Below are 22,272 nucleotides of genomic sequence, written 5' to 3' on the forward strand. Positions count from 1 at the left end.
ACTTGCCCCACGTTCCGCCGACTGATTCGAGGCCGCCCGTGTTCCGCTCCGCACGTCTGCTTCCCGCCCTGTTGCTGCTCGCACTGCCTCTGGCGGCCTGCTCCAGCAGCACCAAGAGCGCTGTCAGCGCCCCCAGCGCGGCGACCAGCGCGGCGGCGACGAGCGCGGCGGCCACAGCGAGTGCCCCGGCTGACGCCTCCGCCCCGCAGATCATGATCGACAACTTCAAGTTCAGCCCCGCCACCCTGACGGTCAAGCCCGGCCAGAAGGTGACCGTGGTCAACAAGGACTCCACCACCCACACGGTCACCGCCACCGCAGGCAAGGCCTTCGACACCGGCGACATCGCCTCGGGCGCCTCCGGCAGCTTCACCGCCCCCAGCGCGCCCGGCAGCTATCCCTACGACTGCACCATCCACCAGTTCATGCACGGCACCCTCACCGTCAAGTGAGGCTCGCCGTCAGGTAAGGCCCACCGTCAAGCAAGGAGGCCCGATGGCCGTCGCCCGTACCGTTCTGCGCATCGCGGCGGCCGTCGGCCTGGCCATCGACGCCGCCGTCCACGCCAAGCTGGCCGGCCAGTACGACGCCGTCGCCGGAAGCATCAGTGAGGGCACGCTCTTCCGGATCGAGGCCGGGGCCGCCGCCCTGGCCGTGGTCCTGGTGCTGGCCTGGCGGCGGTCGCTGGGCGACCTCTTCGCCTGGGGGACCGCGCTGGCCGGCATCGCCGCGATCCTGCTCTATCGCTATGTCGACGTCGGCTCGCTCGGCCCGCTGCCCAACATGTACGAACCCATCTGGTCCAGTGACAAGCTCTGGGCCCTCGCCGGACAGGCTCTCGCCGTGCTCAGCCTGGTTCCGCTGCTGGTCCCGCTCCTCACCGCCCGCCGCTCCGGCTCCAAGCGCTGACCGCTGCGCCCGGTCCGCTATGTCCGTCCGCTACGTCCCGTCCGCCACGGCATGCGGGCGGAAGGCCAGCACCGCGATGTCGTCGCGGACGTCGGGCACCTGGGCCAGCAGCCGTTCGCACAGGTCGGCGACCGGCAGCCCGCGGTCCGCGGCCGCCGCCGCGGCCAGCCGCTCCAGCCCCCGGGCCAGGTGCTCGCCGGGGATCTCGACCAGTCCGCCGGTGAACAGCAGCAGGGTGTCGCCAGGATCGACGCGATGCCGGTGGGTGGCCCGCGGCCGGGTCGGATCGACGCACAGCGGAATGTCGGCCTCACCGTCCCCCAGCAGCCGCGGCGGTCCTGAGGCCGGCAGCAGCAGCGGCGGCGGGTGTCCGGCGTTGGACCAGGCCGCCTCCCAGCCACCGTCCGAGGGGACCAGGTGGACGTGGATGACGGTGGCGAAGGCGGCCACCTCAAGACCGGTGGCGGCGAGGTCGAGCTCGGCCAGGATCTCGGCCGGCGCGTCCGGGTCGCCGTGGGTGTAGGCGAGGGCGCGCAGCATGCTGCGCAGCTGGCCCATGGCGGTGGCGGCGGCCAGGTCGTGTCCGGCCACGTCGCCGATGGTCAGGTTGAGCGAGCCGTCGGGGAGCAGGAAGGCGTCGAACCAGTCCCCGCCGACCTCGGCGGTCCGGCTGCTGGGCTGGTAGCGGGCGGTGAGATCAGCCCCGGGCACGGCTGGCGTGCTGGTCAGCAGGGCGCGTTGCAGAGCCAGCGCGACCTGCCGGGTGCGCTGCAGTTCCAACGACTGGCCCAGCGGCCCCTGCGCCAGCTGCAGCACCTCGTGCAGCAGCGCGATATAGGCGCGGTCCGGATGCGGCCGGGGCTCGCAGACGGCTGCCCCGGCCAGCGCCACCACGGTTCCGTCGATGATGATCGGGACCAGGGTGATCGCGGTGGCCCGGGCCTCGGTGAGCCAGGCGGCCGAGACGGTCGGCACCGTTCCCGGCGGCGGGGACTCCGGATCGAAGGTGAGCAGGGTCGGCCGACGGTCGGTGACGACCTGCCGGGCCTGCGCTCCGAGCAGGTACTCCTGACGCAGCATCGGCGGCAGCGGGGGCAGCCCCGGCCGGGCCACGGAGGCGACCCGGGTGGCGGAGATGCTGCCACCGGGGGGCTGGTCCGGGTCGCTGATCAGGAAGATCGCACAGGCGTCGGCCAGGTCCGGGACCACGACGGCGGCCATCGCCGCGAAGGCCTCGTCCATGTGCGGGGTGTCGGTGACCGCGACGGCACGGGCCAGCAGATCCTCGCGCAGCCGGTTGCGCCACTGGTCCTCGATGTCGGCGGTGGCCCCGATCCACTCCACGATCTCGTCGTCATGGATCACCGGGACGGCGCGGCACTGCACATGGCGGTACTCGCCGTTCGCGGCCCGGATCCGGAAGGTGGCCTCGAACATCTCCCGGCTGGCGGCCGACCGCTGCCAGGCATCGGTCAGCTCCTGGATGTCCAGCGGGTGGATCACGTCGAACCAGCCGGTGTCCATCGACTTCCGCCAGGGCTGGCCGGTGTAGCTCTCCCACCCCTCGACGAGTTCGGTCATCGACCCGTCGGGACGGGTCACCCACACCATCTGCGAGACCGCCGAGACCAGGGCCTCGTAGCGGCGCAGCGTCTCCAGCCGCTGCTCGGACAGCAGCTGGGCGTGCCGGGCCGCGCTGACCTCGGCGGTGGTGTCGATCAGCGCCACCAGCACCCCGCGGCCGTAGCGGGACCGCACCGGCGAGACGCTGTAGACAAAGTAGTGCTCGCTCCCGCCCGGGCCCTCCACCGAACGCGGGGCGGTCACCTGGCGCGCCTTGCCGTCGGCGTCGATCTGGTCGAGCAGGGCGAAGAACGGGTCGGCCGGCATCCCGGCGAGGGCCTCCCGGAGCGGGACTCCGCGCGGCCGGTCGCCGAAGAGGTCGCGGAACGCCTGGTTGTGGTAGACCAGCCGGTGCTGCGGGCCGGCCGTGAGCGCGATCATCACCACGGCCTGGTCGAATACCTCGGGGTGAGTTCCGGGCCCGGGCGCATACCGCCTTCCCCCTCGGCGGGAGCACCGGTGGAACGCATCAAGCCTCCCTGGTGGCCCGGGTGCCGACAGAATCACCAGCATGCCTGAGCCCGGGTCCGCCCGCCCCTCGGCCGGACGGCAGGGTCACCCGTCCGGAGGCGTGACAGGCATGACGATTCGTACACGCTTGCTGCACAATCAGCGCCGTTCAGCTTGTGTCGGCGGCGGGGGAGTGCCCATGGCGGATCAGCATGACGACGCGGGCGAGGCCGACACTGTCAGGATCCCGCTGCCGGGGGAGACCGCCCTGGTCCGCCCCTATGTGAACCAGGCGGTGGCGGAACCGACCGAGGAGCTCGGCAGCGTCCTTGAACCCGGCCCCTTCGGGCGCGGCGCCGACCGTCCGACCATGGCCTGGCCGGCCCGTGCGCAGCCGCTGGACCGCGATCCCAGGCTGGTCGGCGGCGCCCGCAGGACCGCCGCCCGGCGCCCCCACCGCCATCGCACCGCGCTGCTGATCGGGGTGGGCGCGGCCGCCCTGGCCGGCATCGGGTTCGCCGTCGCCGGCGCAGCCCACCTGCTCTCCGGCGGAGCTGACGCCCCGTCCGGACAGAACGCCCCGATGCTGAGCGGCCCGCTGGCGTCCGCCTCCGGCGGAGCCGTCCCCGCGAAACCGTCCACCGGGTCCGGCAGTCCCGACCCGAGCCTGCGCTCCGGTCCCGCCCGGACCAGCGGTGCCTCGGCCCCGGCCTCGACCGCCCCGTCCGCCACCGAGGGCTCCGCGCCCGCCACCCATGCCAACGGCACGGAGACCGGCGGCCCCGGGCCGACCGTGGGCCCGAACGCGATCCTCCGCGTCGCCTCGGCCTCGGACAGCGGTCACACCCAGTCCTATACCGCGGGCAATGCCGTGGACGGCGACCCGGACTCCTACTGGGAGAGCACCGACAACGCCTTCCCGCAGAGCCTGACCGTTGACCTGGGCGCCGACCGCAGCGTGGGCCGGCTGGTCCTGCGGCTGCCGCCGCTCTCCAGCTGGGGCGCCCGCACCCAGACCCTGGCCGTGCTGGGCAGTACCACCGGCACCGCCTTCACCGGTCTGACCGGTCCGGCGGGCTACACCTTCGACCCCGGCACCGGCAACACCGTCACCGTGCTGCTGCCCGCCCACCCTTCGGTCCGCTACCTGCGGCTGACCTTCACCGGCAACAGCGGCTGGCCGGCCGGACAGCTCTCGGATTTCCAGGCCTATTCGTCCTGACCGCGGACCGGATCGGAGGAAAATCCGATGGCGGGAACCGCGTAGGCTCGACGAGGCTGTGCGGACAACCGGCGCCGGCCCCCGACCAGAGGAGAAGCGAGACCGTGACGGACATCGTCGACGAGCTGAAGTGGCGTGGGCTGATCGCCCTGTCCACCGACGAGGACGCACTGCGCAAGGCATTCGCGGACGGTCCGGTCACGTTCTATTGCGGGTTCGACCCGACGGCCTCCAGCATGCACATGGGCAACCTGGTGCAGCTGCTCACCATGCGCCGGATCCAGGACGCGGGCAACTTCCCGCTGCCCCTGGCCGGCGGCGCCACCGGCCTGATCGGCGACCCCCGCCCCACCTCGGAGCGGACGCTGAACGACCCGGAGACCGTCGCCGCCTGGGCGACCCGCTTCCGCGGCCAGTTCGAGCGCTTCCTCGACTTCGAGGGCCCGTACGCGGCCCGCATCGTCAACAACCTGGACTGGACCTCGGGTCTTTCGGCGATCAGCCTGCTCCGCGACATCGGCAAGTACTTCCGGGTCAACACCATGATCGCGAAGGAGGCCGTGGCCCGACGCCTCAACTCCGACGCCGGCATCAGCTACACCGAGTTCAGCTACCAGGTGCTCCAGGGCATGGACTACCTGGAGCTCAACCGCCGCTACGGCTGCACCCTGCAGACCGGGGGCAGCGACCAGTGGGGCAACCTCACGGCCGGCACCGAGCTGATCCGCAAGGCCGACGGCAAGTCGGTGCACGCCCTCGGCACCCCGCTGATCGTGAAGGCGGACGGCACCAAGTTCGGCAAGACCGAGACCGGCACCATCTGGCTCGACCCCGAACTGACCAGCCCCTACGCCTTCTACCAGTTCTGGCTGAACGCGGACGACCGGGACGTCGCCAACTACCTCAGAATCTTCACCTTCCGCTCACGGGAGGAGATCGAGGAGCTGGAGCGGCAGACGGTCGACAAGCCGGCCGCCCGCGCCGCCCAGCGCGCGCTGGCCGAGGACCTGACTGCCCTGGTCCATGGCCAGGACCAGCTCGACCGCGCCGTCGCCGCCTCCCGGGCGCTCTTCGGCCAGGGCGAGCTCAGCGACCTGGACGCCCGCACCCTGGACGCCGCCGTCGCCGAGCTGCCGCAGGCCAGGGTGGCTGAACTCCCCAGCGTGGTGGACCTGTTGGCCGCCACCGGGCTGGTCCCCAGCAAGTCCGCCGCCCGCCGGGCGGTCAAGGAGGGCGGCGCCTACCTCAACAACACCAAGGTCACCGACGAGGAGGCGACCCCCGGCACGGCCGACCTGCTGCACGGCCGCTGGCTGCTGCTGCGCCGCGGCAAGCGCAGCCTCGCCGCGGTCGAGTTCGCCCCGGCAGGCGACTGACCTGCAGCGGAACCCGTCGAAGGCGAAGGTCCAAAAGATCTTCGCCTTCGATGTTTGACGCAGCACTCAGAAGCGTCTAATGTTGGCCGAGTCGCCTGATTCGGACCGGTACGTCGCACGGGGCTTCGCCTCGCCGCACCGGTCCTCACGTGACCACGTTGCACAGTTCAGTCCGCCACCTCAAACGATCTCTTCGAGGCCGACGCACGCGTCGATTTCGAATCGGATCGCTTTTGCGTGCGAATTGGCAGCCGTGATTTCCGGGTCCCCGGAAAATGCGGTAGCGTAACGCCGGTCGTCAAGCGACACCCCACCTCGGCGGGGAGCGGAAATGAAATTCGGCCGGTTCGCCCGGACGAAACGGATCTGCTAAGCTGAGAAACGAAACGAGCGCCCGGAGGGCCGGTCTGAAAGCCGCCTGAAGGAAGCGTCCGTTCCTTGAGAACTCAACAGCGTGCCAAAAGTCAACGCCAAATGTTGATACCCCGTCCGCCCTCCTTTTGGTGGGTGGTCGAGGTTCCTTTGGGAAAAAATAGAGCAGTAAACACTAGCGAGGACGCAGTGCACGGGGTCGGCTATTCCGCTGATCGTCGTGCCGCTCTTTCGCGGGTGCTATCAGGATTACCTGATGACATTCACGGAGAGTTTGATCCTGGCTCAGGACGAACGCTGGCGGCGTGCTTAACACATGCAAGTCGAACGGTGAAGCCCTTCTGGGTGGATCAGTGGCGAACGGGTGAGTAACACGTGGGCAATCTGCCCTGCATTCTGGGACAAGCCTTGGAAACGAGGTCTAATACCGGATACGACGCATCTCCGCATGGGGTGTGCGTGGAAAGCTCCGGCGATGCAGGATGAGCCCGCGGCCTATCAGCTTGTTGGTGGGGTAATGGCCTACCAAGGCGACGACGGGTAGCCGGCCTGAGAGGGCGACCGGCCACACTGGGACTGAGACACGGCCCAGACTCCTACGGGAGGCAGCAGTGGGGAATATTGCACAATGGGCGAAAGCCTGATGCAGCGACGCCGCGTGAGGGATGACGGCCTTCGGGTTGTAAACCTCTTTCAGCAGGGAAGAAGCGCAAGTGACGGTACCTGCAGAAGAAGCACCGGCTAACTACGTGCCAGCAGCCGCGGTAATACGTAGGGTGCGAGCGTTGTCCGGATTTATTGGGCGTAAAGAGCTCGTAGGCGGCTTGTCGCGTCGGATGTGAAAGCCCGGGGCTTAACTCCGGGTCTGCATTCGATACGGGCAGGCTAGAGTGTGGTAGGGGAGATCGGAATTCCTGGTGTAGCGGTGAAATGCGCAGATATCAGGAGGAACACCGGTGGCGAAGGCGGATCTCTGGGCCATTACTGACGCTGAGGAGCGAAAGCGTGGGGAGCGAACAGGATTAGATACCCTGGTAGTCCACGCCGTAAACGTTGGGAACTAGGTGTGGGTCACATTCCACGTGGTCCGCGCCGCAGCTAACGCATTAAGTTCCCCGCCTGGGGAGTACGGCCGCAAGGCTAAAACTCAAAGGAATTGACGGGGGCCCGCACAAGCAGCGGAGCATGTGGCTTAATTCGACGCAACGCGAAGAACCTTACCAAGGCTTGACATATACCGGAAACGTGCAGAGATGTACGCCCCCTTGTGGTCGGTATACAGGTGGTGCATGGTTGTCGTCAGCTCGTGTCGTGAGATGTTGGGTTAAGTCCCGCAACGAGCGCAACCCTCGTTCTGTGTTGCCAGCATGCCTTTCGGGGTGATGGGGACTCACAGGAGACTGCCGGGGTCAACTCGGAGGAAGGTGGGGACGACGTCAAATCATCATGCCCCTTATGTCTTGGGCTGCACACGTGCTACAATGGCCGGTACAATGAGCTGCGATACCGCGAGGTGGAGCGAATCTCAAAAAAGCCGGTCTCAGTTCGGATTGGGGTCTGCAACTCGACCCCATGAAGTCGGAGTTGCTAGTAATCGCAGATCAGCATTGCTGCGGTGAATACGTTCCCGGGCCTTGTACACACCGCCCGTCACGTCACGAAAGTCGGTAACACCCGAAGCCGGTGGCCTAACCCGTAAGGGAAGGAGCTGTCGAAGGTGGGACCAGCGATTGGGACGAAGTCGTAACAAGGTAGCCGTACCGGAAGGTGCGGCTGGATCACCTCCTTTCTAAGGAGCACAGTGCCACTGCGTCAGCATCTGTCTGACGGTGGCCAGCTCATGGGTGGAACGTTGACTATTCGGCACCGCACGGTCCTTCGGGTCTCTGGTACTGCGCTTCGGCGCGTGGAACGAGGTCTGGTGGGGTGGGTGGTGTCGGGCGCGCTGTTGGGTCCTGAGGGTACGGCCGGAAGGTCTGTGTCCTTTGAACGCCGGCCCCAGTGAACTTCGCACCGTGTGTGTGGGGGTGATGGGTGGTTGGTCGTTGCTTGAGAACTGCACAGTGGACGCGAGCATCTGTGGCCAAGTTTTTAAGGGCGCACGGTGGATGCCTTGGCACTAGGAACCGATGAAGGACGTGGGAGGCCACGATAGGCCCCGGGGAGCTGTCAACCGAGCTTTGATCCGGGGGTGTCCGAATGGGGAAACCCGGCAGTCGTCATGGGCTGTCACCCGCCGCTGAACACATAGGCGGTGTGGAGGGAACGCGGGGAAGTGAAACATCTCAGTACCCGCAGGAAGAGAAAACAACCGTGATTCCGAGAGTAGTGGCGAGCGAAATCGGATGAGGCTAAACCAGTCACGTGTGATACCCGGCAGGGGTTGCGTGGTTGGGGTCGTGGGATTGCACTTCAGTTGTCTGCCGACTTCTGGGCGAGTCAGAAACCGTATGGGTAGTCGAAGGACATGCGAAAGGTCCGGCGTAGAGGGTAAGACCCCCGTAGACGAAACCTGTACGGCTTGCTTGTGCAACTCCCAAGTAGCACGGAGCCCGAGAAATTCCGTGTGAATCTGGCGGGACCACCCGCTAAGCCTAAATATTCCCTAGTGACCGATAGCGGACAGTACCGTGAGGGAATGGTGAAAAGTACCGCGGGAGCGGAGTGAAATAGTACCTGAAACCGTGTGCCTACAAGCCGTGGGAGCGTCGTCAGGAGGGCTTGCCCTTACTGATCGTGACTGCGTGCCTTTTGAAGAATGAGCCTGCGAGTTTGCGGTGTGTTGCGAGGTTAACCCGTGTGGGGTAGCCGTAGCGAAAGCGAGTCCGAATAGGGCGACATAGTAGCGCGCCCAAGACCCGAAGCGGAGTGATCTAGCCATGGGCAGGTTGAAGCGCGGGTAAGACCGTGTGGAGGACCGAACCCACCAGGGTTGAAAACCTGGGGGATGACCTGTGGTTAGGGGTGAAAGGCAATCAAACTCCGTGATAGCTGGTTCTCCCCGAAATGCATTTAGGTGCAGCGTCGCGTGTTTCTTGCCGGAGGTAGAGCACTGGATAGGCGATGGGCCCCACCGGGTTACTGACCTTAGCCAAACTCCGAATGCCGGTAAGTGAGAGCGCGGCAGTGAGACTGTGGGGGATAAGCTCCATGGTCGAGAGGGAAACAGCCCAGAACACCGGCTAAGGCCCCTAAGCGTGTGCTAAGTGGGAAAGGATGTGGAGTCGCAGAGACAACCAGGAGGTTGGCTTAGAAGCAGCCACCCTTTAAAGAGTGCGTAATAGCTCACTGGTCAAGTGATTCCGCGCCGACAATGTAGCGGGGCTCAAGTACACCGCCGAAGCCGTGTCATTGCAACGTGAAGCCCCAACGGGTGTTGTGATGGGTAGGGGAGCGTCGTGTGCCGGGTGAAGCGGCGGCGGAAGCCAGTCGTGGACGGTTCACGAGTGAGAATGCAGGCATGAGTAGCGATACAAGAGTGGGAAACTCTTGCGCCGATTGACCAAGGGTTCCTGGGTCAAGCTGATCTGCCCAGGGTAAGTCGGGACCTAAGGCGAGGCCGACAGGCGTAGTCGATGGACAACGGGTTGATATTCCCGTACCCGCTTTGAAGCGCCAACGTCGAACCTCTGAATGCTAAAGCCGCGAAGCCGCCCTGAAGTCTTCGGATGGATGGGAGTGGTGGAGCCGCTGACCCAACAGGGTAGTAGGTGAGCGATGGGGTGACGCAGGAAGGTAGTCCAGCCCGGGCGGTGGTTGTCCCGGGGTAAGGGTGTAGGACGTGTGATAGGCAAATCCGTCGCACATATAGTCTGAGACCTGATGCCGAGCCGATTGTGGTGAAGTGGATGATCCTATGCTGTCGAGAAAAGCCTCTAGCGAGTTTCATGGCGGCCCGTACCCCAAACCGACTCAGGTGGTCAGGTAGAGAATACCGAGGCGTTCGGGTGAACTATGGTTAAGGAACTCGGCAAAATGCCCCCGTAACTTCGGGAGAAGGGGGGCCGGAACTGGTGATGGGACTTGCTCCTTGAGCTGGGGCCGGCCGCAGAGACCAGCGAGAAGCGACTGTTTACTAAAAACACAGGTCCGTGCGAAGCCGTAAGGCGATGTATACGGACTGACGCCTGCCCGGTGCTGGAACGTTAAGGGGACCGGTTAGCTCTGTTTCGACGGGGCGAGGCTGAGAACTTAAGCGCCAGTAAACGGCGGTGGTAACTATAACCATCCTAAGGTAGCGAAATTCCTTGTCGGGTAAGTTCCGACCTGCACGAATGGCGTAACGACTTCTCGACTGTCTCAACCATAGGCCCGGTGAAATTGCATTACGAGTAAAGATGCTCGTTTCGCGCAGCAGGACGGAAAGACCCCGGGACCTTTACTATAGCTTGATATTGGTGTTCGGTTCGGCTTGTGTAGGATAGGTGGGAGACTTTGAAGCTCAGACGCCAGTTTGGGTGGAGTCGTCGTTGAAATACCACTCTGGTCGTGCTGGATGTCTAACCTGGGTCCGTGATCCGGATCAGGGACAGTGTCTGGTGGGTAGTTTAACTGGGGCGGTTGCCTCCTAAAATGTAACGGAGGCGCCCAAAGGTTCCCTCAGCCTGGTTGGCAATCAGGTGTTGAGTGTAAGTGCACAAGGGAGCTTGACTGTGAGACCGACGGGTCGAGCAGGTGCGAAAGCAGGGACTAGTGATCCGGCGGTGGCTTGTGGAAGCGCCGTCGCTCAACGGATAAAAGGTACCCCGGGGATAACAGGCTGATCTTCCCCAAGAGTCCATATCGACGGGATGGTTTGGCACCTCGATGTCGGCTCGTCGCATCCTGGGGCTGGAGTAGGTCCCAAGGGTTGGGCTGTTCGCCCATTAAAGCGGTACGCGAGCTGGGTTTAGAACGTCGTGAGACAGTTCGGTCCCTATCCGCTGCGCGCGCAGGAGTCTTGAGAAGGGCTGTCCCTAGTACGAGAGGACCGGGACGGACGAACCTCTGGTGTGCCAGTTGTCCTGCCAAGGGCATGGCTGGTTGGCTACGTTCGGAAAGGATAACCGCTGAAAGCATCTAAGCGGGAAGCCTGCTTCGAGATGAGGACTCCCACCACCATCGAGTGGGTAAGGCTCCCAGTAGACGACTGGGTTGATAGGCCGGATGTGGAAGCCCTGTAAGGGGTGGAGCTGACCGGTACTAATAGGCCGAGGGCTTGACCATAGTTGCTACGCGTCCACTGTGCAGTTCCCGGGTTGCGAACAGCCCCCGGTGAGCGTGCTGAATTTATTCGGCACAGTCACAATTGAAGAGAGTGTTCGCTGAACACCCGATAGGGTTTCGGTGGTCATAGCGTGAGGGAAACGCCCGGTAACATCCCGAACCCGGAAGCTAAGCCTCATAGCGCCGATGGTACTGCAGGGGGGACCCTGTGGGAGAGTAGGACGCCGCCGAACAATCATTCAGAGCCGCGGCCCCAGCGATTCGCTGGGGCCGCGGCTTTTTGTGTTTTAGCAGGACCGTACGGAGCCGGTTGTAGCTCGTGAGCGAGCACCTGCCGAGTGCGGGACAATGAGTGTTGGTGACGTGCCTACAGTGCCGTCGCCAGGATGTTGCTGGTAGACCAGAAGGAGTCATGTCAATGTCTAACCCCCCTCAGGGACGCCCGGAGCGCCGCTCGGGCGACGGATCGCAGGGTGCAGGGGGCGCGGGCCGGCGTGACTCCCGTGGCGGCGGGTTCAACCGCGACGACCGTGCCCCGCGCCGCGACGACCGCCCCTCCTCCGGTGGCGGTGGTGGCTTCAACCGCGATGACCGCGGCCCGCGCCGGGACGACCGTCCCTCGACGGGTGGCAGCTACCGTCGCGACGATCGCCCCTCCGGTGGCGGTGGCTTCAACCGGGATGACCGTGGCCCGCGTCGCGACGACCGCCCCTCCACGGGTGGTGGGTTCCGTCGCGACGACCGCCCTCTGGCAGTGGTGGTGGCTTCAACCGTGACGACCGCGGCCCGCGCCGCGATGACCGCCCGTCCACGGGTGGTCGTCCCTCCGGTGGCGGTGGTGGCTTCAACCGTGACGATCGTGGCCCGCGCCGCGATGACCGCCCTTCCTCCGGTGGCGGTGGTGGCTTCAACCGCGATGACCGCGGCCCGCGTCGGGACGACCGTCCCTCGACCGGTGGCAGTTTCCGTCGGGATGACCGGCCTTCTGGTGGTGGTGGGTTCAACCGCGATGACCGTGGCCCGCGCCGCGATGACCGCCCTCGACCGGTGGTGGGTTCCGTCCCTCCGGTGGTGGCGGTGGGTTCAACCGTGACGACCGTGGTCCCCGTCGGGATGACCGTCCGTCCACGGGTGGTGGGTTCCGTCCCTCCGGTGGTGGCGGTGGGTTCAACCGTGACGACCGTGGTCCCCGTCGGGATGACCGTCCGTCCACGGGTGGTGGGTTCCGTCCCTCCGGTGGTGGCGGTGGGTTCAACCGTGACGACCGTGGCCCGCGCAGGGATGACCGCCCCTCCTCCGGGGGTGGCTTCAACCGGGACGACCGGCCCCGTAGTGGTGGCTTCAACCGGGATGACCGCGGCCCGCGCCGCGACGACCGCCCGTCCACCGGTGGTGGGTTTCGTCGGGACGACCGGCCTTCTGGTGGCGGTGGGTTCAACCGCGATGACCGTGGCCCGCGCCGCGATGACCGCCCCTCCACCGGTGGTGGGTTCCGTCCCTCCGGTGGTGGTGGCGGGTTCAACCGTGATGACCGTGGCCCGCGCAGGGATGACCGCCCCTCCTCCGGGGGTGGCTTCAACCGTGACGACCGGCCCCGTGGCGGCGGGTTCAACCGCGATGACCGCGGCCCGCGCCGCGACGACCGACCCTCGACCGGGGGTGGCTTCAACCGGGACGACCGGCCCCGTAGTGGTGGCTTCAACCGTGACGACCGTGGTCCGCGTCGGGACGACCGTCCGTCGACCGGCGGGCGTCCTGCCGGTGGTGGGTATGACCGGGGGCCGCGTCGTGACGATCGGCCCGCCAGTGGTGGTGGGTTCAACCGGGACGACCGTGGCCCGCGCCGCGACGACCGCCCCTCCTCCGGTGGCGGTGGTGGGTTCAACCGGGACGACCGTGGCCCGCGTCGGGACGACCGCCCGTCGACCGGCGGTGGCAGCTACCGTCGGGACGACCGGCCGTCGTCCGGTGGGGGTTACAACCGGGACGACCGGCAGGGAGACGAGCGGCGGAGTGAGCCGGTTCGTCGGCTGCCGATCGATGAGGACATCACCGGGCAGGAGATCGACGGTGATGTCCGGCAGGAGCTGATGAGCCTGCCGAAGACGCTCGCGGACGACGTCGCCAAGAACCTGGTGATGGTCGCCCGGATGCTGGACGCGGAGCCGGAGGAGGCGTACGCCTACTCGCGGGTCGCGCTGCGGCTGGCGTCGCGGGTGGCGGCTGTGCGGGAAGCGGCCGGGTTCGCCTCGTATGTGACGGAGCGTTACTCGGAGGCTCTCACCGAGTTCCGTGCCTCGCGGCGGATGACCGGGCTGGCTGACCTGTGGCCGGTCATGGCGGACTGCGAGCGCGGTCTGGGTCGGCCGGAGCGGGCGCTGGAGATGGCGGGCGCCCCCGAGGTGAAGCAGCTGGACAAGGCCGGGCAGATCGAGATGCGCCTGGTCGCGGCCGGTGCGCGCAGTGACATGGAGGAGTTCGACGCCGCTGTGGTGACGTTGGAGTGCTCCGAGCTCGGTTCCAACTCGGTGCAGCCGTGGACCGCCCGTCTGCGCTATGCCTACGCGGACGCGCTGATCGGCGCCGGGCGTGCGGGCGAGGCGCGGGAGTGGTTCGCGAAGGCGGCCGAGGCCGACCAGAGCGGGACCACCAATGCGGCCGAGCGGCTCGCGGAGATCGACGGCATCGAGTTCGTGGACGCGCTCGACCCCGACGTCGAGGTCGAGGACGCGGTCCAGGGCGAGGACGCCGAGGACAGCGACGGCGAGTTCGCCGAGGGCGACGGCGAGGACTACTACGACGACGATGACGAAGAGGACGAGGAGGAGGGGGCTGCCGGCTCCACCTCCCACTCCGGCTCCTCCGACGAGTGAGCGAGTGATCGCGTGACTGAGTGATCGCGTGACTGAGTGACTGTGGCCCGCACCGGGAGAAACGGTGCGGGCCACAGTTGTTTCTCAGCGCAGCAGCAGGCTGCGCAGCACCAGCCCGGTGGCCGGCTTGGGGCCGAAGGAGGTGGACTTCCGCGGCATCGTCACGCCCTGTTCGGCCAGTCGGCGGACCACGCCCTCCTCGACCGGGTGCAGCAGCACCGCGGTGCCGCCGTCGCGGGTGGCCTCGCGGACGGCGGCGGTGGTGTCGTGCAGGTAGCCGATGTGCTCGGGGGAGTCGGGGACGTTCCAGACCCGGTCCAGCAGGACCGAGTGCAGCACGGTGGCGTCCAGCCTGCGGTACTCCTCGGGGCGGTCGGCGGGGACGGCGGCCTCCAGGGTGGCCCGGTCGGGCCCGGTGAGCAGGTGGAAGCCGCCGCCCCCGGCCAGCACGAAGGCGTTGGCCCCGGTGGCCTTGGCCGCGCCCAGGGCCGCGACGGCGGCCTGCTGGGAGTCGCCGAGACCTGTGGTCTCCCAGACCGGGCCGAGCGCGGCGAGGGCCCGGTCCAGCGGGAGCTGGTGCAGCACCCGGTGGATGGCCCGGACCCGGAGCGGGTAGCGGGCGGTGTCGACCAGCAGGACCAGACCGCGGTCCCAGGGGCTGTGCGCCAGGTAGCGGTGCTCCCGCTGCAGCCGCAGGTACATGGCCCAGCGGTGGTGCCCGTCGGCGATCAGGGCCCGGCGGGTGGCGAGGTCGGCGCTGACGGCGCTGAGCTCCGCCGGGGCGGTGACGGACCAGAGCCGGTGGGTGGTGCCGTCGGCGGTGGTGCTGGTGAGCAGCGGCTCGCCGGCGGCCGCCCGTTCCACCACCTCGGCCGCGCGCCCGTCCCCCCGGTAGGTGAGCAGCAGCGGCTCCAGGTTGGCCTTGGTGGTGCGCATCAGGCCGACCCGGTCGGCGACGGGGCGGGGCATCACGTCCTCGTGCGGGAGCACCACGCCGGCGCTGGGGCCGCTGACGGCGAGGGCGCCGATCAGGCCGCGCTGGAGCAGCCCGTCGGAGGTCTGCTGCTCGTAGACGTAGAGGGCGGGCTCGGGGTCGGCGGTCAGCACGCCCTTGCGCTGCCACTCGGCGAGGAGCCGGGCGGCGTGCCGGTAGCCGCTCTCGGCGGTCGGCTGGGGGCGGGGCAGGATCAGCCGGACGATGTTGTGCGGGTCGCCGGTCTCCAGCAGCAGCCGCCCCTCCGGGTCGACCACGTCGTACGGGGGGGAGGTGACGGCGGCGAGGGAGCTGACGTGCGCCGGGTTGTAGCGCAGGCCCCGGAAGGGGGCCAGCGACAATCCGGCGGCGGCCACCCGGCCGGCGTCCCCGTACCTGAAATCTGCTGGATCGTCTGCACTGTCTGCTCTCACTCTGGGCATGTTAATCGGGTATGCCCAGAGGGCTGATGGGAGAGGAGCCGCGATGAGGGAGCGGGCACGCAGTGGCGAGGGTGCTCCGGCCGGTGATGTGTACGACTGGTTCCGGCGCGGGAGCGCGCTGCTGGAGACCGGGCATCCGGGGGCGGCGGAGCAGTTGCTGACCCGGGCGGCGGAGGCCGAGCCGGGGTCGACGGCGATCAGGGAGGCGCTGGCGCGGGCGCAGTTCGACGCGGGGGCCTACCCGGCGGCGCTGGAGAGCTTCCGGGAGCTGGCGGGGGCGGACCCGGCCAATGACTACGCACAGTTCGGCTGGGGCCTGGCGGCGGCCCGGATCAGGGACTTCGAGGAGTCGGCGGTGCATCTGGCGCTGGCGGTGGCGATGCGTCCCGAGATCGCGCACTACCGGGCGGCGCTGAAGCAGACCAGGGCGACGCTGAAGGCCCGGGCCGGGGGATTCGACAACGTCGGATTCGATAACGTCGGGCAGGACGAACCACCGGACGAGTAGGAAGAACCCAGATGCCTGAGCAGCCGCTGCACCGGATCTACGACACCGCCCTGCTGGACCTGGACGGGGTGGTGTACGCGGGGCCCCGGGCGATCGAGCACGCGGTGGAGTCCCTGGCCGAGGCACGGGAGGCGGGCATGCGGCTCGCCTATGTCACCAACAACGCCTCGCGCACGCCCAAGGCCGTGGCCGCCCATCTGAGCGAGCTGGGGGTGCCCGCTGAGCCGGACGACGTGATCACCTCGGCCCAGGCGGCGGCCCGGGTGGTGGCCGGCAAGGTGCCCGAGGGCGCCAAGGTGCTGGTCATCGGCGGCGAGGGCCTGATCGAGGCGGTGCGCGAGCGCGGGCTGGAGCCGGTGCGCTCGCTGGACGACGACCCGGCGGCGGTGGTGCAGGGCTACGACGCCACCGTGGGCTGGCAGCAGCTGGCCGAGGCCTCCTACGCGGTGGCGAAGGGGCTGCCCTGGGTGGCCTCCAACACCGATCTGACCATCCCCACCGCGCGGGGCACCGCGCCCGGCAACGGCACGCTGGTCGCCGCGGTCCGCACGGCGACCGGCGTGGAGCCCGAGGTGGCCGGGAAGCCGCTGCCGCCGATGCACCGGGAGACCATCCTCAGGACCGGGGCGAAGCATCCGCTGGTGGTCGGGGACCGGCTGGACACCGACATCGAGGGGGCGTTCAACGGGGGCGTGGACAGCCTGCTGGTGTTCACCGGGGTGAGCCGACCCGAGGAGCTGCCGGAGGCCCCGGCGAAGTACCGGCCCACCTACCTGGCCGCCGACCTGCGCGGGCTGCTGCGGGTGCAGCCGGAGCTGGTGGCCGGGGACGGCGGCGCGTACAGCTGCGGCGGCTGGACGGTGACCGTGGCCGACGGCGCGCTGAGCCTGGCCGAGGAGCGCGGGGACGACCCCTACGACGGGCTGCGGGCGCTGTGTGCCGCCGCCTGGGCGGCGGCTGACGCGGATGGGGGAACGACGCCGAAGTGGCGTGAGGCGCTGGCCGCGTTGGCGCTCTGAGGATCTTTCAGCTTTCGGACTTCCCTGGGACTTCGGACGTCAGAGGAGCTTGCGGAGCTGGAGCAGGTCGCGGATGCCTGCCTCCAGCTTGACCCGGCCGGTGGCCCAGGCGGAGGCGAAGTTGAGCTTGCCGCCGACCAGGGCGACCAGGTCGTCGCCGGTCATCGACAGTCCGATCTGCGCCTTCTCGGCGGGCCGGCCCGGGCTTTCGGTCAGGCCGGTGATGCTGCCGCCCTGGAGCCGTCCCGAGAAGGTGATGTCGAGATCGGTGATCCAGCAGGTCAGCGAGCGGTCCAGGGCGGCCGCTGAGCGGACGTTGCCCTCGGCCTTGCCGAGGTTCCGGCTGAGCTGCTCCAGTGCCGCGCGGCACTCGGCGGGGTTGGCCATGGTGCGCTGTACTCCCGTTGTGCTGGGGTGTCGTGGTGTGGTGGTGACGACCTTGCCAGACGGTACCGCAGTGCGTGTGAGTGAGAGACTGAGCGTGAGAGAGGGAGACCTGTATGCGCGACGTGTTGCGTGACTGCCTCAAGGTCGCGGCGGAGGCCGCGGGCGGGGTTGTGGTAGTGGTCGAGGAGGCACAGAAGCGTGCCGAGGGGGAGCTGCGCAAGCGGGTGCCGGAACCGGTGCAGCAGGCGGTGGTCGAGGTGGCCGGCGCGGTCCGCACCGAGGCGGACAAGGTGTGGAGCCGGTTGGGCGACGGCGTGGTGCAGATCGGCGTGGTGCTGGAGTTCCTGGAGCAGCAGGTCCGGCAGTTGCAGGGGGGCGCGGTGAGCGTGCCGGTCGCCGAGGACGACGCTTCCGCGGCGGAGGGGGCTGCGGGGCCTGGTGCGGCGCCTACTTCGGCGCGGGCCGAGCGGGCGTTCCCGGCGTCCTCCCGGAAGCGCTCGGCGGCGGCGCGGCCGGTGCGGGTCGTCGTGGACGAGGACCCGGTGGACCCCGAGCTGGCCGCGGCGGCGGCGCGGCGCCGGGCGGCGGTCCCGGGGATGAAGAAGGCCGCCGAGCGACGGGCGCCTGCGGCGGAGCCGGTCGAGCCGGTGGTGGCTCCGGCCAAGAAGACCACCGCGAAGCGAGCCCCTGCGAAGAAGACCGCGGTGCCGAAGGCGGCTCCGGCCCGGAAGACTGCGGCCGAGCCGGTTACCGCGCCGGCTTCGGTGAAGCAGGCCGCGGTGAAGAAGGCCCCCGCGAAGCCGGTCGCGGCCAAGAAGACGGCCGCGGACAAGGCTGTTGCCGGGCAGGCTCCGGCCAGGAAGACCGTGGTCAAGAAGGTTCCCGCCAAGCAGGCCCCTGCCAAGAAGAGCACGGCGAAGAAGGCTCAGTCCGGGAAGGCCGGGGCCGGGGATGAGTGAGCCGGTGCTGCTGGAGACCGGGCACGGGGCCGTGGACGGGGCCCTGGCTCGGCTCGGTGAGTTGGGCGGGGTCCCGGTCGAGGCGCATGCGGAGGTGTACGAGGGCGTGCACCAGGTGCTGCGTGACACCCTGAGCGCACTGGACGCACCGCGTCCGGGCCTTGTGTAAACAGAGGAGCTGAACCGCACGTGGCAGTCGCACGACGCCGTCTGGACGCAGAGCTGGTCCGTCGGAACCTCGCCCGGTCCCGGGAGCACGCCAGTGAGCTGATCGCCGCCGGACGGGTCAGCGTGGGCGGGGCGACGGCGACCAAGCCGGCCACCCAGGTGGAGACCGCGGCGGCGGTGGTCGTCGCCAAGGACGACAACGACCCCGACTACGTCTCCCGCGGCGGCCACAAGCTGGCCGGCGCGCTGGCGGCGTTCGTCCCGGCGGGCCTCGCGCTGGAGCGGCGGCGCTGCCTGGACGCGGGCGCGTCCACCGGCGGGTTCACCGATGTGCTGCTGCGGGCCGGGGTCGACCGGGTGCTCGCCGTGGACGTCGGCTACGGGCAGCTGGCCTGGTCGCTGCAGAGCGACGACCGGGTGACCGTGCTGGACCGGACGAACGTCCGCGAGCTGACGCTGGAGCAGATCGGCGGGGTGCCGGTGGACCTGGTGGTGAGCGATCTGTCGTTCATTCCGCTGGGCCTGGTGCTGCCCGCGCTGGTCGGCTGCACCGCGCCGGACGGCGACCTGGTGCTGATGGTGAAGCCGCAGTTCGAGGTGGGCAAGGAGCGGCTCGGCAGCGGCGGGGTGGTCCGCAGCGCGCAGCTGCGGCAGGAGATGGTGGAGAAGGTCGCCGGGCAGGGCGCGGCGCTGGGTCTGGGCGTGCGCGGGGTGGTCGCCAGCCCGCTGCCGGGTCCGTCCGGGAACGTGGAGTACTTCCTCTGGTTCCGGCGCGACGCCGAGCCGCTGGACCCGGCCGAGGCTCGGCGGGCGGTAGCCGAAGGGCCGCAGTAGCCGGGGGTGGCAGCCGGTAAGGTCGGGGAACTGCACACAGTGAGCACCGACCGGGCCGAGGGTGTCCCGGCACGCGCTGGAGGAACAGATGAGTGACCGTACGGTCTTCCTGCTCGCGCACACCGGCCGCGAGGAGGCCCTGCAGAGCGTAGAACGGCTGGTCGAGGGCTTGCTGGAGGCGGGGATCCGGCTTCGGGTGCTGGCCTCGGAGGAGCCCGACATGGGGTTTCCGATCGGGGTGGAGGCGGTGCCGACCGGCCCGGGCGCGGCGGTGGGCTGCGAGCTGATCCTGGTGCTGGGGGGCGACGGAACGCTGCTGCGCGGCGCCGAGATCTCGCGGGAGTCCGGGGTGCCGATGCTCGGGGTGAACCTGGGCCGGGTGGGCTTCCTGGCCGAGGCCGAGCGCGAGGATCTGCAGACGGTCGTGGACCGGGTGGTGGACAGCGACTACGAGGTCGAGGAGCGGATGACCCTCGATGTCGTCGTTCGAACGGACGGCCGGATCGTGCACCGCGACTGGGCGTTGAACGAGGCGTCGGTGGAGAAGGCATCACGCGAACGCATGATCGAGGTCGTCACCGAGGTGGACGGCCGTCCGGTGTCCACCTTCGGCTGCGACGGGGTGGTCTGCGCCACCCCGACCGGGTCGACGGCCTATGCCTTCTCGGCCGGAGGACCGGTGGTCTGGCCGGAGGTGGAGGCGCTGCTGATGGTGCCGATCAGCGCCCACGCGCTGTTCGCCAAGCCGCTGGTGACCTCCCCGGACTCGGTGCTCGCGGTCGAGGTCCAGGCCAGGACCCCGCACGGGGTGCTCTGGTGCGACGGACGGCGGACCGTGGAACTGCCGCCGGGGGCCCGGGTGGAGGTCCGCAGGGGCGCCATCCCGGTGCGGCTGGCCCGGTTGCACCGGGCGCCGTTCACCGACCGGCTGGTCGCCAAATTCGCGCTGCCGGTCACCGGCTGGCGCGGCGCGGCGCAGCGCTGACCGCTTCGCGGGCGCGATCGGCGGTGTGGCCGGTCGGCTTCGCCGTGCGGCGCGGCGGAGCACTACGCTCAGTCCCAAGCAGGACCGATCGAAGGACCGACTCGACTGGGGAGCCACAGCTCCCCGCATATTTCCCCAGAGGGGCCAGAGGGGCTAGTGAGCACTCGCCGAGAGGAAACGGTGCAGGTCAACGGCATGAAACGGCCCCGCCTCGAAGAGATGCGGATACGCGCACTCGGCGTGATCGAGGACGCCGTGGTCGAGCTGTCGCCCGGGTTCACGGTGGTGACCGGTGAGACCGGGGCGGGCAAGACCATGGTGGTGACCAGCCTGGGACTGCTGCTGGGCGGCCGGGCCGATCCGGCCTTGGTGCGGACCGGGGCCGAGCGGGCCGTGGTCGAGGGCCGGGTGGCCTTCGCCGAGGGCTCGCCCGCCGCGCAGCGGGCCCTGGACGCCGGGGCCGAGCTGGACGACGGCGCCCTGCTGATCAGCCGTACGGTCTCCGCCGAGGGGCGCTCACGGGCGCACGTCGGGGGCCGCTCAGTCCCGGTGAGCCTGCTGGCGACCCTGGGCGAGGACCTGATCGCGGTGCACGGCCAGACCGACCAGCAGCGGCTGCTGCAGCCGGGCAAGCAGCGCGGCGCGCTGGACCGCTATGCCGGGGACACCGTGGCCGAGCCGCTGACCGAGTACCAGGCGGCCTTCCGCCGGCTGCGCGAGGTCAGCGCCCGGCTGGAGGAGCTGACCACCCGGGCCAGGGAGCGGGCCCAGGAGGCCGATCTGCTGCGGTTCGGCCTGGACGAGGTGGCCGCGGCCGAGCCGGTCGCCCACGAGGACCTGGAGCTGGCTGCCGAGTCCGAGCGGCTCGGGCACGCCGACGCGCTGTCCTCGGCCGCGAACCTGGCGCACGGCGCGCTGGCGGGCGACCCGTCCGACCAGGACGCGCTGGACGCCGGCACGCTGCTGGCGCAGGCCCGGCGGGCGCTGGAGTCGGTACGCGGGCACGACCAGCGGCTGGCGGCGCTGGCCGACCGGCTCGGCGAGGTCGGCTATCTGCTCTCCGACATCGGCGGGGATCTGGCCGGGTACGCGGACGACCTGGACGCCGACCCGGCGCGGCTGGCCTCGGTGGAGGAACGGCGGGCGGTGCTGGCGCACCTGGTGCGCAAGTACGGCAGCCCGGACGGCGGCCTTGACGAGGTGCTGGACTGGGCCGAGAGCGCAGCTCTCCGACTGACCGAGCTGGACGGCGACGACGACACGATCAGTGCTCTCGAAGAAGAGCAGGACTCTCTTCACGGAGCGGTGTCCGCACTTGCCGCGCAGCTCACCGAGGCCCGGCAGGCCGCCGCCGAGGACTTCGCCAAGGCCGTCACCGCCGAACTGACCGAGCTGGCCATGCCGCACGCCCGGGTCAGCTTCGGGATCACCCCCGCCGCCGACTTCGGCCCGTACGGCATCGACGAGGTCGAGGTGCTGCTCGCCCCGCACCCCGGCGCGCCGCCCCGTCCGATCGCCAAGGGCGCGTCCGGCGGCGAGCTGTCCCGGGTGATGCTCGCGGTCGAGGTGGTCTTCGCCGGGGCGGACCCGGTGCCGACGTATCTCTTCGACGAGGTGGACGCCGGCGTCGGCGGCAAGGCCGCGGTCGAGGTCGGCCGCAGGCTGGCCCGGCTCGCCCGGACCTCGCAGGTGATCGTTGTCACCCATCTGCCCCAGGTCGCCGCGTTCGCCGACCGGCACCTGGTGGTGGAGAAGACCGTCGACGGGACGGTCACCCGCAGCGGGGTGACCACGCTGAGTGACGCAGAGCGGGTCAGAGAGCTGTCCCGGATGCTGGCCGGCCTGGAGGACTCGGAGCTGGGCCGGGCCCACGCGGAGGAACTGCTGGCGGCCGCACGGACGGTGGCGCCGCCGAACGGGTGAGCAGCCCCGGTCCGAGGAGTCACCGGGGCTGCTGCCGACTGTC

15 protein-coding genes, 3 rRNA genes and 2 pseudogenes are annotated in these 22,272 nt (G+C 69.0%); 17 read left to right on the forward strand and 3 right to left on the reverse strand.

The window, feature by feature from the left end:
• Positions 1–71 precede the first annotated feature (71 nt).
• A complete protein-coding gene (locus ACXKR8_RS36975; protein WP_458268914.1) occupies positions 72–452 on the forward strand; it encodes a cupredoxin domain-containing protein in 381 nt (126 codons plus the stop codon).
• 43 nt (positions 453–495) lie between these two features.
• On the forward strand, positions 496–909 hold the full coding sequence (locus tag ACXKR8_RS36980; protein ID WP_458268915.1) for a hypothetical protein: 414 nt from the start codon (positions 496–498) through the stop codon (positions 907–909).
• A 30-nt stretch (positions 910–939) separates the two neighbouring features.
• On the opposite strand, the gene ACXKR8_RS36985 is transcribed toward ACXKR8_RS36980, so the two are convergent.
• Positions 940–3,045 carry a SpoIIE family protein phosphatase gene (locus ACXKR8_RS36985; protein WP_462099977.1) on the reverse strand — a complete coding sequence of 702 codons (2,106 nt, stop codon included), beginning with the start codon at positions 3,043–3,045 and terminating at the stop codon, positions 940–942.
• A gap of 136 nt (positions 3,046–3,181) precedes the next feature.
• Here ACXKR8_RS36985 and ACXKR8_RS36990 point away from each other — a divergent pair, with 136 nt between their 5' ends.
• The 8 genes and pseudogenes from ACXKR8_RS36990 to ACXKR8_RS37025 all read left to right on the forward strand — a co-directional run bounded on the left by ACXKR8_RS36990 (position 3,182) and on the right by ACXKR8_RS37025 (position 14,030).
• Positions 3,182–4,204 carry a discoidin domain-containing protein gene (locus ACXKR8_RS36990; protein WP_458268917.1) on the forward strand — a complete coding sequence of 341 codons (1,023 nt, stop codon included), beginning with the start codon at positions 3,182–3,184 and terminating at the stop codon, positions 4,202–4,204.
• A gap of 104 nt (positions 4,205–4,308) precedes the next feature.
• The gene (gene tyrS / locus ACXKR8_RS36995) at positions 4,309–5,580 is read left to right on the forward strand and encodes a tyrosine--tRNA ligase (RefSeq protein ID WP_458268918.1); all 1,272 of its coding nucleotides are present in this window, start codon (positions 4,309–4,311) and stop codon (positions 5,578–5,580) included.
• A 634-nt stretch (positions 5,581–6,214) separates the two neighbouring features.
• Positions 6,215–7,741: ribosomal RNA gene (locus ACXKR8_RS37000) — 16S ribosomal RNA — on the forward strand.
• A 292-nt stretch (positions 7,742–8,033) separates the two neighbouring features.
• A 23S ribosomal RNA gene (locus ACXKR8_RS37005) occupies positions 8,034–11,157 on the forward strand.
• A gap of 116 nt (positions 11,158–11,273) precedes the next feature.
• Positions 11,274–11,390: ribosomal RNA gene (rrf, locus tag ACXKR8_RS37010) — 5S ribosomal RNA — on the forward strand.
• Together the 16S, 23S and 5S rRNA genes form the textbook arrangement of a ribosomal RNA operon.
• 212 nt (positions 11,391–11,602) lie before the next feature.
• A pseudogene (locus ACXKR8_RS37015) lies at positions 11,603–12,141 on the forward strand (DEAD/DEAH box helicase); the annotation flags it as partial.
• A 104-nt stretch (positions 12,142–12,245) separates the two neighbouring features.
• Positions 12,246–12,845, forward strand: a pseudogene (locus tag ACXKR8_RS37020) (DEAD/DEAH box helicase); the annotation flags it as partial.
• 402 nt (positions 12,846–13,247) lie between these two features.
• Positions 13,248–14,030 carry a tetratricopeptide repeat protein gene (locus ACXKR8_RS37025; protein ID WP_458275188.1) on the forward strand — a complete coding sequence of 261 codons (783 nt, stop codon included), beginning with the start codon at positions 13,248–13,250 and terminating at the stop codon, positions 14,028–14,030.
• An 84-nt stretch (positions 14,031–14,114) separates the two neighbouring features.
• On the opposite strand, the gene ACXKR8_RS37030 is transcribed toward ACXKR8_RS37025, so the two are convergent.
• Complete coding sequence (locus tag ACXKR8_RS37030) at positions 14,115–15,446, reverse strand: DUF1015 family protein (RefSeq protein WP_458268919.1); 1,332 nt, start codon at positions 15,444–15,446, stop codon at positions 14,115–14,117.
• A gap of 43 nt (positions 15,447–15,489) precedes the next feature.
• Here ACXKR8_RS37030 and ACXKR8_RS37035 point away from each other — a divergent pair, with 43 nt between their 5' ends.
• Both ACXKR8_RS37035 and ACXKR8_RS37040 read left to right on the forward strand, forming a co-directional pair.
• Positions 15,490–15,954: a tetratricopeptide repeat protein gene (locus ACXKR8_RS37035; protein ID WP_458268920.1), complete on the forward strand. Its 465-nt coding sequence runs from the start codon at positions 15,490–15,492 to the stop codon at positions 15,952–15,954.
• A gap of 11 nt (positions 15,955–15,965) precedes the next feature.
• Positions 15,966–16,973, forward strand: coding sequence for an HAD-IIA family hydrolase (locus tag ACXKR8_RS37040; protein ID WP_458268921.1), 1,008 nt, complete (start codon positions 15,966–15,968; stop codon positions 16,971–16,973).
• A 39-nt stretch (positions 16,974–17,012) separates the two neighbouring features.
• Here the strand turns inward: ACXKR8_RS37040 and ACXKR8_RS37045 are convergent, their stop codons facing one another.
• A complete protein-coding gene (locus ACXKR8_RS37045; protein ID WP_458268922.1) occupies positions 17,013–17,360 on the reverse strand; it encodes a sterol-binding protein in 348 nt (115 codons plus the stop codon).
• A 113-nt stretch (positions 17,361–17,473) separates the two neighbouring features.
• Between ACXKR8_RS37045 and ACXKR8_RS37050 the strand changes: the two genes are divergently transcribed.
• From ACXKR8_RS37050 to recN, 5 genes are all read left to right on the forward strand, one after another.
• Positions 17,474–18,319 carry a hypothetical protein gene (locus tag ACXKR8_RS37050; RefSeq protein ID WP_458268923.1) on the forward strand — a complete coding sequence of 282 codons (846 nt, stop codon included), beginning with the start codon at positions 17,474–17,476 and terminating at the stop codon, positions 18,317–18,319.
• Entirely contained in the window at positions 18,312–18,488 is a 177-nt protein-coding gene (locus tag ACXKR8_RS37055) for a hypothetical protein (protein WP_458268924.1), read from the forward strand. Before ACXKR8_RS37050 ends, ACXKR8_RS37055 begins: the two co-directional genes overlap by 8 nt.
• 20 nt (positions 18,489–18,508) lie before the next feature.
• Positions 18,509–19,321 carry a TlyA family RNA methyltransferase gene (locus ACXKR8_RS37060; protein ID WP_458268925.1) on the forward strand — a complete coding sequence of 271 codons (813 nt, stop codon included), beginning with the start codon at positions 18,509–18,511 and terminating at the stop codon, positions 19,319–19,321.
• Between the two features lie 88 nt (positions 19,322–19,409).
• Positions 19,410–20,306 carry an NAD kinase gene (locus ACXKR8_RS37065; protein ID WP_458268926.1) on the forward strand — a complete coding sequence of 299 codons (897 nt, stop codon included), beginning with the start codon at positions 19,410–19,412 and terminating at the stop codon, positions 20,304–20,306.
• A 195-nt stretch (positions 20,307–20,501) separates the two neighbouring features.
• Positions 20,502–22,229, forward strand: a complete 1,728-nt coding sequence (gene recN, locus ACXKR8_RS37070; RefSeq protein WP_458268927.1) for a DNA repair protein RecN — start codon at positions 20,502–20,504, stop codon at positions 22,227–22,229.
• Positions 22,230–22,272: the final 43 nt, after the last annotated feature.

It is taken from the genome of Streptacidiphilus sp. PAMC 29251 (genome assembly GCF_054208735.2).

What these genes read in the sequence shown, in the direction of transcription:
- ACXKR8_RS36985 (WP_462099977.1), bottom strand. Translation starts at nt 3,045, where the DNA reads ATGCTGGTGATTCTGTCGGCACCCGGGCCACCAGGGAGGCTTGATGCG.
- ACXKR8_RS37045 (WP_458268922.1), bottom strand. Translation starts at nt 17,360, where the DNA reads ATGGCCAACCCCGCCGAGTGCCGCGCGGCACTGGAGCAGCTCAGCCGG.
- ACXKR8_RS37065 (WP_458268926.1), top strand. Translation starts at nt 19,410, where the DNA reads ATGAGTGACCGTACGGTCTTCCTGCTCGCGCACACCGGCCGCGAGGAG.
- ACXKR8_RS37055 (WP_458268924.1), top strand. Translation starts at nt 18,312, where the DNA reads ATGAGTGAGCCGGTGCTGCTGGAGACCGGGCACGGGGCCGTGGACGGG.
- ACXKR8_RS37025 (WP_458275188.1), top strand. Translation starts at nt 13,248, where the DNA reads ATGAGCCTGCCGAAGACGCTCGCGGACGACGTCGCCAAGAACCTGGTG.
- ACXKR8_RS37040 (WP_458268921.1), top strand. Translation starts at nt 15,966, where the DNA reads ATGCCTGAGCAGCCGCTGCACCGGATCTACGACACCGCCCTGCTGGAC.
- ACXKR8_RS37030 (WP_458268919.1), bottom strand. Translation starts at nt 15,446, where the DNA reads ATGCCCAGAGTGAGAGCAGACAGTGCAGACGATCCAGCAGATTTCAGG.
- ACXKR8_RS37035 (WP_458268920.1), top strand. Translation starts at nt 15,490, where the DNA reads ATGAGGGAGCGGGCACGCAGTGGCGAGGGTGCTCCGGCCGGTGATGTG.
- ACXKR8_RS36980 (WP_458268915.1), top strand. Translation starts at nt 496, where the DNA reads ATGGCCGTCGCCCGTACCGTTCTGCGCATCGCGGCGGCCGTCGGCCTG.
- recN (WP_458268927.1), top strand. Translation starts at nt 20,502, where the DNA reads ATGAAACGGCCCCGCCTCGAAGAGATGCGGATACGCGCACTCGGCGTG.
- ACXKR8_RS36990 (WP_458268917.1), top strand. Translation starts at nt 3,182, where the DNA reads ATGGCGGATCAGCATGACGACGCGGGCGAGGCCGACACTGTCAGGATC.
- ACXKR8_RS37050 (WP_458268923.1), top strand. Translation starts at nt 17,474, where the DNA reads ATGCGCGACGTGTTGCGTGACTGCCTCAAGGTCGCGGCGGAGGCCGCG.